Source organism: Deinococcus pimensis DSM 21231 (assembly GCF_000519345.1).
In the GTDB taxonomy this organism is placed as follows: domain Bacteria; phylum Deinococcota; class Deinococci; order Deinococcales; family Deinococcaceae; genus Deinococcus_A; species Deinococcus_A pimensis.
Window position 1 is genome coordinate 37154 of the sequence record NZ_KI912645.1, and the last position, 10696, is coordinate 47849.

Annotated in this window: 11 protein-coding genes; 9 read left to right on the forward strand and 2 right to left on the reverse strand. The window is 70.9% G+C overall.

The window, feature by feature from the left end:
- From DEIPI_RS30830 to DEIPI_RS30835, 4 genes are all read left to right on the forward strand, one after another.
- Nucleotides 1-427 (forward strand): Maf family protein (locus DEIPI_RS30830; protein WP_045234241.1); only part of this gene is annotated, 427 nt, incomplete at its 5' end.
- Entirely contained in the window at nt 424-1206 is a 783-nt protein-coding gene (gene mreC / locus DEIPI_RS0112565) for a rod shape-determining protein MreC (protein ID WP_027481988.1), read from the forward strand. The genes DEIPI_RS30830 and mreC, both read left to right, overlap by 4 nt.
- A gap of 24 nt (nt 1207-1230) precedes the next feature.
- The gene (locus DEIPI_RS0112570) at nt 1231-1725 is read left to right on the forward strand and encodes a rod shape-determining protein MreD (RefSeq protein ID WP_027481989.1); all 495 of its coding nucleotides are present in this window, start codon (nt 1231-1233) and stop codon (nt 1723-1725) included.
- A complete protein-coding gene (locus tag DEIPI_RS30835; RefSeq protein WP_084474236.1) occupies nt 1722-3731 on the forward strand; it encodes a penicillin-binding transpeptidase domain-containing protein in 2010 nt (669 codons plus the stop codon). The genes DEIPI_RS0112570 and DEIPI_RS30835 overlap by 4 nt, the downstream gene beginning before the upstream one ends.
- Before the next feature lie 51 nt (nt 3732-3782).
- Here the strand turns inward: DEIPI_RS30835 and DEIPI_RS0112580 are convergent, their stop codons facing one another.
- Both DEIPI_RS0112580 and rnhA read right to left on the reverse strand, forming a co-directional pair.
- Entirely contained in the window at nt 3783-5162 is a 1380-nt protein-coding gene (locus DEIPI_RS0112580; protein ID WP_027481990.1) for an MFS transporter, read from the reverse strand.
- 410 nt (nt 5163-5572) lie between these two features.
- Complete coding sequence (gene rnhA / locus DEIPI_RS0112585; RefSeq protein WP_425387854.1) at nt 5573-6034, reverse strand: ribonuclease HI; 462 nt, start codon at nt 6032-6034, stop codon at nt 5573-5575.
- A gap of 129 nt (nt 6035-6163) precedes the next feature.
- Here rnhA and DEIPI_RS0112590 point away from each other — a divergent pair, with 129 nt between their 5' ends.
- The 5 genes from DEIPI_RS0112590 to DEIPI_RS30845 form a co-directional block, all read left to right on the forward strand.
- On the forward strand, nt 6164-6580 hold the full coding sequence (locus tag DEIPI_RS0112590; RefSeq protein ID WP_045234242.1) for a DUF4870 domain-containing protein: 417 nt from the start codon (nt 6164-6166) through the stop codon (nt 6578-6580).
- Nucleotides 6581-6608: 28 nt separating this feature from the next.
- Nucleotides 6609-7160 (forward strand): SRPBCC family protein, encoded by a 552-nt coding sequence (locus tag DEIPI_RS0112595; RefSeq protein ID WP_027481993.1) that lies wholly within the window; start codon nt 6609-6611, stop codon nt 7158-7160.
- Between the two features lie 109 nt (nt 7161-7269).
- Complete coding sequence (gene gnd / locus DEIPI_RS30840; protein WP_045234243.1) at nt 7270-8277, forward strand: phosphogluconate dehydrogenase (NAD(+)-dependent, decarboxylating); 1008 nt, start codon at nt 7270-7272, stop codon at nt 8275-8277.
- Nucleotides 8278-8311: 34 nt separating this feature from the next.
- Entirely contained in the window at nt 8312-9859 is a 1548-nt protein-coding gene (gene zwf, locus DEIPI_RS0112605) for a glucose-6-phosphate dehydrogenase (RefSeq protein WP_045234261.1), read from the forward strand.
- A gap of 16 nt (nt 9860-9875) precedes the next feature.
- Nucleotides 9876-10696, forward strand: an 821-nt coding sequence (locus tag DEIPI_RS30845) for a glucose-6-phosphate dehydrogenase assembly protein OpcA (RefSeq protein ID WP_045234244.1), incomplete at its 3' end; no start/stop codon positions are given.

The window sequence follows — 10696 nt, forward strand, 5'->3', positions numbered from 1 at the left end:
GAAGGCGCTCGCGGGGCGCGCCCTGGAGCCCCACGCGGTCGTGGTGGCGGCGGACACGCTCGTCGCGCTCGACGGCGACGTGCTCGGCAAGCCCGCCGACGAGGCGGAGAACCTCACGTTCCTCGCGCGGCTCTCGGGCCGCACGCACACCGTGTACACGGGCGTGGCGGTCGCGCACGGCGGCACGCTCGACGCGGACGTGCAGGCGACCCGCGTGACCTTCCGGTCCCTCAGCGACGAGGAGCGCGCGTGGTACGCCGCGAGCGGCGAGGGCCTCGACAAGGCGGGCGGGTACGGCATCCAGGACCTCGGGCTCGCGCTCGTCGAGCGCGTCGAGGGAGACTACTCGAACGTGGTGGGCTTCCCCGTGCCGCTCGTGCTGAGACTGCTGCGGGGCGCGGGCGTGCGGGCGGCGGGGTCCAAGTGAACGCCTGGCGGCGCCTCGCGCTCGTGTACCTCGGCCTGCTGTTCCTCAGCATGGTCAGCACCCGCTTCCAGGTGGTGCCGCCGCTCGCGCTCTCCTCGGGCGTGCTGCCCGTCACGCGCGTCTTCGACGGCGCGGCGGACCACGTGCGCGGCGCGTACGAGACGCTCGTCAACGACCGCGACGCCCGGCACCGACTGGAGGTCCTGCGGGACCAGAACGAGGTGCTGCGCGGACGCAACGACGTCCTGGAGCGCGAGAACGCCCGTCTGCGCGAGGCCGCGCAGATCCGCGCGACGCAGTTCCCGGGGCCCGTGTCGGTCGCGTCGGTCGTGATGGTGGACCCGTCTCCCCTGCTGTCGCGCCTCACGGTGGACAAGGGCGCGCGGGACGGCGTGCGGCGCTTCATGCCCGCGTCCGTCCCGTCGGGCCTCGTCGGGCAGGTCACGGGCGTCGCGGCGAACACGGCGGTCGTCACGACCATCCTCGATCCCGAGAGCCGTGTCGGCGTGACGCTGCGCGGCAAGGGCGGACGCGGCCTCGCCGTGGGCGCCCCGCCCGACCGGCTGCGGGCCACCTTCCCACTCACCGTCGACGTGAAGGTCGGTGATACCGTCCTGACGTCGAGCCTCGGCGGGGTGTACCCCGTCGGCATCAAGGTCGGCACGGTGGAGCGCGTCGAGCAGGTCGGTCCGAACGACGTGAACCGCACCGTGATCGTGAAACCCTCCGCCGACGTCAGCACGCTCGAAGAAGTCGCCCTCCTCGAAGCCCTCCCCTGACCCGTCCGAAAGGCCCATAGCGCCATGCGAATCCTCCTCTACCTCCTGCTGCTCGTCAGCACCCAGGGCGCGCTCGCGCGGCTCCTGCCGACCTTCGTGAGCCCGCCGGACCTGTTCCTGCTCACGGCGGTCGCGCTCGCCTTCAGGCTGCGTCCCCTGCCCGCCCTGCTCGCCGGATACGGCATCGGCCTCGTGCAGGACGTGCTCGGCCAGGGCCTGCTGGGCTTCCACGCGGCGGGCGTGGCGGGCGGCGTGCTGCTGCTGCTCGGCGTGCGCAAGTTCCTCTCGGACCGCGGGGCGCTCCAGACGCTCGTCACGGTCGCCGTGGCCACCCTCGGTCAGTGGCTGGCCTTCCTGATCCTCACGTACTGGCTGCGCGCGGGCCTCGTGACGGTGGGGACGCTCACGTCGGTCCTGCCGGTCGCGCTGCTCACCACCCTCGTGTGTCAGCCCGTCGTGGAGCGCCTCGCGACGTGGGCGTTCGGGAAGCGGCCCGGACCGGAACAGGGGCTCGCGTGACGCCCGCCACGCAGGGCGGACCACGCGGCCGCGCCGGGCAGGGCGAGCGCCGCTCGCGTCGCGTCCTGAGCCGCCCGCACGGGATCGCGCTGACCTTCAGCGTGTTCCTCGCGCTGTTCGGCGCCCGCCTCTTCGACCTGCAGATCACCCGCTACCACGAGTTCGCGACGCAGTCGGACAGCAACTTCCAGCGTGACGAGATCGTCCGCGCCCTGCGCGGCGAGATCCGCACGCGTGACGGCGTGCTCGTCGCGACGAACAAGTTCGCGGTGGACCTGATCTACAAGGGCGGCGACGTCGCCGCCTGGAACCAGATCCGTTACCTCGCGGGGATCAAGGACACCGCCCTCCCGGACGTGGAGCCCGGCGGCGAGGCGACGCTCGTGCGCAACATTCCCGCCGACCGCATCCCCGCCATCGAGGAGTACACCGTGCTCCAGCCGAACCTGGAGCTGCGCGAGCGGCTGGAGCGCGTGTACCCGCAGGGCCGCTTCCTGGGGCACCTGCTGGGCTACACCCGCGAGGCGAACCAGAAGGAGGTCGAGGAGGACGGCTACGCCCTCGGGGACCTCGTGGGCGCCAGCGGCATCGAGGCGAGCCTGCAGGACGTCCTGGCGGGCAAGAACGGCATCCGCCGCCTGGAGGTCACGGCGGAGGGCCGCCCGCAGAGCGAGAAGGTCGTGGATCCCGGCCTCAAGGGCGAGGACGTGGTCCTCACCATCGACAGCAAGCTGCAGCGCGCCGCGGAGAAGGCCCTGCAGGAGGGCCTCGTGGACATCAACAAGGCCCGCGCGAAGTACGCCAGCCCGCCCGAGAAGGTCGTGAAGGGCGCGATCATCGCGCTCGACCCGCGCACGAACGAGGTGCTGGCCCTCGCGAGCAGTCCCACCTACGACCCGAACTGGTTCTCGCAGTCGCCGCGCCCGCCGCAGCTCGCGGAGGCGCTGCTCGGCAACGGCGGCCAGCCGATGCTCAACCGCGCCGTGCAGCAGTTCGACTCGGGCTCGGTGTTCAAGCCGACCAGCACCCTCGCGTACATCGAACGGTGGGGCAACAAGAGCTTCAACTGCACCACCGCGATCCGCTACGGCGGGATGCGCCGCAACTGGGCGCACCATAACATGGGCATGATGGACGGCCGCAAGGCCATCTCGAACTCGTGCAACACGTGGTACTACCAGGCCGCGATCGACGCGGACCCCGTGACCTTCTCGAACTACCTCGGGCGGCGCGCGGTGGAGCTCGGCTTCGGCGGACCCACGGGTCTGGAGATCGTCGGCGAGAAGACCGGCTACATCCCCAGCCAGAAGAACGAGCTGGAACGCTGGAAGGACCGCCCCGTGGGGGAGCGCTACTTCCCCGGTCAGGCGCTGTCCTTCGCGATCGGGCAGGACGCGCTGCTCGTGACGCCCGCGCAGATCGCGTACGTGCTGTCCACCATCGTGAACGAGGGTGAGCAGCGTCCGCTGACGGTGGTGCGCGCCGAGAACGGCGAGCGCGTGCCGCTCAAGGAGACGCGGCGCGTGCCGGGCAAGGTGAAGGACTTCGAGCTGGTGAAGCAGGGCATGGAGATGACGACGCGGCACGACGGCGGCATCAACGGCAACGGCACGTCCAGCCACATGCTGGGGCCGCACCGCTTCCCGGTCCGCACGGCGGGCAAGACCGGCACCGCCGAGAACGCCCTGAGCCGCCGCTTCAACTACGGCTACACGAACGCGTGGTACGAGGGCTACGGGCCGCTTCCCAACCCGGACCTGCTGGTCGTGGCGTTCTTCGAGAACGGTGGCGAGGGGTCGGGCACGGCCCTCCCGGCGGTGTCGAAGGTGTTCGCGGCGCACTGGTGCCTGAAGGTCGACGAGCGCGGCTACCTGGAGGGCCCGCCGTCCTCGCAGACGCCGTGCCTGAAGAACGGCGCGCCCACGGGCGGTCAGGACGCAAAGGCTCCCGCCGTGCCCGCGAGCGGCACGGTGGACGTCCCGGCGGCGCTCAAGCCCGGACGCTGAGACTGAACGAGAGCGCCGATCCCGCGGGATCGGCGCTCTTCTCGTGGCCGTTCAGGCGGCGCGCGCGGCCTCGCGGTCGCGCGCGAGCGACTCGACCCACTCGCGCTCGTCGGCGCGCCGCAGGCTGGTGTTGAGCAGCTGCGCCGCGCAGAACACGATCAGCACGAGCGACGAGACCCGCACGATCAGGCCGGGATCGAGGACGCCCGCGAGGCTGCCCATGAGGCCCACCGAGACGGGCGACGTGAACTGCGCGATGAGGCGGCGCACGCTGAACACGCGGCCCTGCAGTTCGGGCGGCACCTGCGCCTGCCAGATGGACTGCGAGTGCGCGTTCATGACGGGCACCATCATGCCGACCACGGCGAGCGCGGCGGCGCCGACGAACAGCAGCGTGGAGGCGCCGAACACGAACTGCGCCCCGGCCGAGACGATCATCGGGACGAGCACGCCGAGGACGCGCCGGGCGCGCAGGCCACCCCAGGCGCTCACGAGGACGCCGCCGAGGACGCCGCCGACGCTCGCGACGGTCGTGATGAGCGCGAGGGCCGTCTCGAAGGTGTAGCCGCGCGCGGCCCAGTCGGGCTGGAAGTGGAAGCGGACGAGCAGCGTCTCGTAGATGCCGAGGGGCGACGTGACGAAGTTGATGACGGCGAAGGTGAGCAGCAGCCACAGCAGCGGCCTGCGCGCGAGGATGTAGCGCCAGCCGAGCGTGACGTCGTGCAGCAGCGCTCCGCGGGGGCGCCTTTCCAGGGAGCGGACGGGCGAGGGGATCTTCAGGCGTGTCAGGACGAGCGCCGCGAAGACGAAGGAGGCCGCGTTCACGAGCATCGCGAGGGGCACGCCGTCCCGGAAGGCGGCCAGCCAGGGCAGCGCGCCCTGCCCGCGCGCGAGGGCGGGCAGCGAGATGATCGCGGCGGCCAGCGCGGGCGACGCGAGGCCCGAGAGGCTCCACATCGTCTGCATCATGCCGTTGGCGCGCGGCAGCTGCGCCCTGGGCACCAGGCTGGAGTAGCTGGTGTCGAAGGCGCTGCCGTGGAAGGTGGCGAGCAGGCCGCTCACGGCCATGAGGCCGACGAGCAGCGCGAGCGGCGGCCGCGCGTACAGCACGAGCAGCGCGACGACGAGCGCGACGAGGCCGCTGAGGGCGTCGCAGGCGATCATGATGCGGCGGCGGTCGTGCCGGTCGGCCCAGGCGCCCGCGAGGGGCGCGCCGAGGATGGCGGTGAGGCCGAACGCCAGGGCCGTCGCGGACAGCGCGAGCGCGAGCTGCGCCTTCTGCGACGGCAGCGGGTAGAGGGTCTGGGTGAGGTAGATGTTGAAGGCGAAGCCCGCGAGGGCGCTGCCGAGCACGGACAGCGACTGGGTGGACCACAGGACGAGGAAGGTCCTGAACCCGCCGGGCACGCCGTCGGTGGATGGGGCGGTCATGCGGGCAGCATAGGTGTGCGGCGCGCCCGCGCGCGTCGGCACGATGGCCTGTCCGGACGCTGAAGCGACGAGGGTTTCGCGTCCTTCGGTCCTTCCAGGGTGAACAAGTTACGTGCAAGGTTTGAAGAGAGTGGCACGATAAAAGAGCAGTCGTTTATGCAGTCGATATGAAAAAGTCAATTATTCTGGTCGCGCTTGTCGCGATGTTTTCAACAGCAGCCGCTGCTGAGGCCAATCAAACAAACCAAATCGCTGACGCGGTTCAGATGAACCAAACTGCGTCCGGAAGCCAGCGGCCCAGGAAGGAGCCTCCAGTCGACTCTGGTGGAATTCCTCGTAAGAGAGAATCCGGAACGGGCAGATAGTCTTTCCCCCACGGTCCCGGCACCCCTGCGGCGCCGGGCCGTTTCCTACCTGAGCTTCTTGCGTTCCGTGACGGCGAGCTGGTCCACGCGTTCGTTCTCGCCGTGCCCGGCGTGCCCCTTGACCCACACGAAGGTGAGGCTGTGGCGCCTGGCCTCCTCCACGAGGGCCTCCCAGAGGTCCTGGTTCTTGACGGAGTCGTTGCCGCTCGTCTTCCAGCCGTTGCGCTGCCACTTCAGGATCCAGCTGTCCGTGAAGGCCTTGCGCAGGTACTGGCTGTCCGTGACGACGCGGACGTTGCAGGGCCGTTTGAGGGCCCGCAGGCCCTCCAGGAGGGCGCGCAGTTCCATGCGGTTGTTGGTGGTGTCGCGCTCCCCGCCGGACAGGACGAGCTCGCGGCCCCGGCAGTTGAGGATGGTGGCCCAGCCGCCGAGGCCCGCCTGGGTGTCGCAGGCGCCGTCGCTGTAGAGCTCCACGTCGTCGCCCGTGACGGGGGTGGGCGGCTGCACGCAGGCCTTGAGGGGCAGGAGGTCACGCGCGGCGGACGAGGCGGACCTGGCGGCGGGGCGGTACGGCTTGCTCACAGGGGGAAGCTATCACACGGCAACTTCGGCCCGCCCGGCCTCGTAGAGGAAGGCATGAAGGATCCGCTGACCGAGACCCGCGCGCGCACCCCGTCGCCCTTCACGGACCACGTGCCGCAGGAGCACCGCACGCTCGTGATCGTGGAGCACCTCGCGCCGCTCGCGGCGTTTTACCTGCCGCTGCTCGGGAACGTCATCGGCGCGGCGGTGGCGTGGCTGCTCACGCGTGACCGTCACCCCATCCTGGACGATCAGGGCCGCGAGGTCGTGAACTTTCAGATCAGCATCTCGCTGTACTTCGCCCTCGTGGGCTTCCTCGTCTTCGCGACCTTCGGGGTGGGCCTGCTGCTGCTGTGGCCGCTGCTGCTCGCGCTGTACGGCCTGCAGTTCGTCACGATGATCCTCGCGGTGGCCGCCACGACGCGCGGGCAGCCGTACCGCTACCCCTTCTCCATCCGCTTCCTGCGGTAGGCGCGCGGGACAGTAGAGTAGACGCACCATGTCAGTACCCATCTCCTTCAAGGACACCATCCAGATTCGCGGCCGTTCGGACGCGCTGTTCCGGCTCGCGCTGGACCCGAAGCGCCGCGCGAAGTGGGACCCCAGCATCGAGTCCGCCGCGTACGACGGCGAGGAGCGGCTCGCGAACGGCGCCCTCGTGAACTTTCGCCTGCCGCGCCGTCTGCTGGGCCTGCGCTTCACCGCGAAGTACGGCGGCGTGCAGGCCCCGAACCGCGCGAACTGGGAGACGGTGCGTCCCTTCGGCCCGCTGGAGCGCCTGAAGCAGTCGTGGAGCTTCAAGTCCGTCCCGGGCGGCACCGAGGTGACGCTCGCGGTGGACGCGAGCGTGCGTTACCGGTTCGTCGCGACGGTCGTGGAGCGCCTGCTGCGCTCGGCGTCCGCTTCGACGCTCGTGGAGCTTCAGCGGCAGGTGGACGCGCAGGGCGCGGCGCTCGTGGAGGAACTCTCGCGGGACATGGCGCGCAGGCAGCGCGAGGCGGACCGCATGCTGCGCCCCGGCCTGTTGGGGCGCTTCCGGCGTCCGAAGTAATCCCGGGTCGCGGCGAGGCGGGAACGGTTCCATGCCGCTCCCGCCGTTTCCATGTCTTCTTTAGTTCCCTCACGCTTTCTCACGTGTGCGGGAGCGTACACTACCACCCATGAGAATCGGCATGATCGGCCTCGGGAAGATGGGCGGGAACATGGTGGCGCGGCTGCTGCGCGGCGGGCACGAGGTCGTCGGGTACGACCTGTTCGACGAGAACGTCGCGCGCGTGGAGGCGGAGGGCGCGATCGGCGCGCGCAGCCTGCAGGAGTTCGTGGACAGACTGGAGGCGCCGCGCGTCGCGTGGGTGATGGTCCCGGCGGGCGCGCCGACCGAGAGCACGATCATGCAGCTCGCGGACCTCATGTCGGAGGGCGACGTCATCATCGACGGCGGCAACTCGAAGTTCACGGACAGCGTGCGCCGCGCCGAGGTCCTCGCGGGGCGGCACCTGCACTTCGTGGACGTCGGCACGTCCGGCGGCATCTGGGGTCTGCAGGAGGGGTACTGCATGATGGTGGGCGGCAAGGCCGAGGCGGTCGAACTCGTCGCGCCCGCGCTGCGGTCGCTCGCGCCCGCGCCGGACAAGGGCTGGGGGCACGTGGGCCCGTCGGGCGCGGGGCACTACACGAAGATGGTGCACAACGGCATCGAGTACGGCATGATGCAGGCCTTCGCGGAGGGCTTCGAGCTGATGCGCGCCAAGCACGCGCTCGTGCAGGACGTGTCGCAGGTCGCGGAGATCTGGCGGCACGGCAGCGTGATCCGCTCGTGGCTGCTCGACCTCACGGCGGACGCGCTCGTCGGCAACCCCGCGCTGGAGGAGCTCTCGGACTACGTCGCGGATTCCGGCGAGGGCCGCTGGACGGTGCAGGACGCGCTGGAGATGGGCGTGCCCGTGCCGGTCATCGCGACGAGCGTGCAGACGCGTTTCTACACGCAGCAGGAGTACAGCTACGCGGGCAAGATGCTCTCCGCGATGCGCCGCGCCTTCGGTGGTCACGCGGTGCGCAAGGTGGAGCAGACCGCGCGCGAGTCGGTGGTGCCCGAGATCGATCCCCTGCAGACGCCCGCCGAGGCGGTGCCGGAGAAGGCCGTGGCGAAGGGAGGGCAGAATGAGTGACGTGGACGTCCCGAGCGACGCGCCGCGCGACGTCATGCCGACCGACGAGGCGACGATGCGCCTCTCGGACGTGCTGCCCGTCACGAACCCGCTGCGCGAGGGCATGAAGCGCAAGCGCGCCCCGGAGCCGTGCACGCTCGTGATCTTCGGCGTGACGGGGGACCTCGCGAAGCGCAAGCTGCTGCCCGCCGTGTTCGGATTGTGGCAGGACGGTCAGCTCGGCGCGGGCTTCTCCATCGTGGGCGTGGGCCGCGCCAGCATGACGGACGACGAGTTCCGCGCGCTCGTCCTCGAAGCCCTGCGGACCAGCAAGGAGACGGACGAGATCCAGGAGGGCAGCCTGGAGCTGTTCGCGGCGGCCCTCGCGTACGTCGGCGGGGACTTCGACGCGCCCGGCACGTACGACGGTGTCCGGTCGCGGCTCGCGGAGGTGGAGTCCTCGCGCGGCGCGGGCCGCAACGCGGTGTTCTACCTCTCCACGCCGCCGAGCCTGTTCGAGACGATCAGCACGGGCCTCGGCGAGTCGGGCCTCTCCCGCGAGGAGGACGGCTGGCGGCGCCTCATCATCGAGAAGCCCTTCGGGCGGGACCTGCAGAGCGCGCTGGCGCTCAACGACCACATCCACCGCGTGTGGGAGGAGCATCAGGTCTACCGGATCGACCACTACCTCGGCAAGGAGACGGTGCAGAACGTCCTCGCGATCCGCTTCGGCAACCTGATCTTCGAGCCGCTGTGGAACCGCTCCTACGTGGAGCACGTGCAGATCACGGCGGCGGAGGACCTCGGGATGGAGGGGCGCGGCGGGTACTACGAGGAGGCGGGCGTGGTGCGCGACATGCTGCAGAATCACCTGCTGCAGCTCTTCCAGCTCGTCGCGATGGAGCCGCCCGTCGCGTTCGACGCGGACGCCATCCGCGACGAGAAGGTGAAGGTGCTGCGTTCCGTCCGGGCGATTCCGGCGTCGCGCGCGCACGAGGTGGCGGTGCGCGGCCAGTACGGGCCGGGCGCGCTGTACGGGGAGCGCGTCAGGGGCTACCGCGAGGAGGAGAAGGTCGCTCCGGACTCGTCGACCGCGACGTTCGTGGCGGTGAAGCTGGAGGTGGACAACTGGCGCTGGAAGGGCGTGCCGTTCTTCCTGAGGAGCGGCAAGCGGCTCCCGAAGAAGGTCACGGAGGTGGCGGTCGTGTTCCGCCGTCCGCCGCTGGGCCTCTTCCCGGGCGGGCTGGAGCGCAACGTGCTCGCCTTCCGCATCCAGCCGGACGAGGGTGTCAGCCTGAAGTTCAGCAGCAAGACGCCCGGTCAGGAGAACGTGCTGCGCGAGGTCGTGATGGACTTCCGCTACGACGCGTTCGGCGCGGAACTCGAAAGTCCCTACTCGCGCCTGCTGCTCGACGCGATGCTGGGCGACGCGACGCTCTTCCCCCGCGAGGACGAGGTGGAGCACGCGTGGCGGCTCGTGAGCGGCATCCTGGAAGCCTGGCAGAAGCCCGACGCGGCCCTGCCGAACTACGCGGCGGGCACCTGGGGCCCCGACGCCGCGGACGAACTGATCGGCCCGGACCGCCGCTGGAGGCACCTGTGAACGCGGGAGGGACGCCGTGCCGCAGACGCTGAACCCGGTGGGGCCCCTGCGGACGGACGTGCGCGGCGCGCAGCGCGCGCTGGACGACGTGTGGTCGCGCACGCAGGTGGAGGCGCGGGCGTACACGGGCAACATCGTGGCGCTCACGGAGGAGAAGCACCTGCCGCGCGTGCTGGGAGCGCTCGACACGCTCGGCGGGCGCTACGCGGGCCGTCAGATCGTCGGCGTGATGGACGGCGACGAGACGGTGCAGATGGACGTCTCCCTCGTGCCGCAGCGCGGTCTGTACGTGGAGCGCCTCGTGCTGGACGCGAACAGCGAGCAGCTTCAGGGCGCGATCCTGCCGCTGCTGCGTCCCGCCACCATGAACCACGTGTGGTGGGCGTCCGACGAGGAACCCGAGGGCGCGCTGCTCGCGGAGCTCGCGGAGCTCGCGGATCAGGTCATCGCGGACACGCTGGGCCTCAACATCCCGGCGGATCGCCGCTACGCCCTCGCGGACCTCGGGTGGGCGCGCGCGAGCGGCTGGCGCGAGGCGACGGCGCAGCTCTTCGACGTGCCCGAGGCGGCGGCGCGCCTTCGGAGCGTGGAGCGCGTGACGGTCAGCTACGCGGGCGTGAAGGACCGCCCGGCGCGGCTGTTCGCGGGCTGGCTGGCGTCCCGGCTGGGCTGGACGGACCTTTCCCGGGTGACCCTGCGGGCCGACGCGGCGTCCCCGCGCGAGCCGGGCGACCTGTGCGGCGTGGAGCTCGCCGGGGAGGGCCTGCTGTTCCGGCTCTCCGCGCGCGAGGGTCAGGTGGTGCACAGCGTGAGCCGTTACGGGGACGTGGCGCGCGA

Bases quoted from the DNA above. Each gene is read 5' to 3' on its own strand.
- DEIPI_RS0112595 (WP_027481993.1), top strand. From the start codon at position 6,609: ATGTCAGTACCCATCTCCTTCAAGGACACCATCCAGATTCGCGGCCGT.
- DEIPI_RS0112590 (WP_045234242.1), top strand. From the start codon at position 6,164: ATGAAGGATCCGCTGACCGAGACCCGCGCGCGCACCCCGTCGCCCTTC.
- zwf (WP_045234261.1), top strand. From the start codon at position 8,312: ATGCCGACCGACGAGGCGACGATGCGCCTCTCGGACGTGCTGCCCGTC.
- DEIPI_RS0112570 (WP_027481989.1), top strand. From the start codon at position 1,231: ATGCGAATCCTCCTCTACCTCCTGCTGCTCGTCAGCACCCAGGGCGCG.
- DEIPI_RS0112580 (WP_027481990.1), bottom strand. From the start codon at position 5,162: ATGACCGCCCCATCCACCGACGGCGTGCCCGGCGGGTTCAGGACCTTC.
- gnd (WP_045234243.1), top strand. From the start codon at position 7,270: ATGAGAATCGGCATGATCGGCCTCGGGAAGATGGGCGGGAACATGGTG.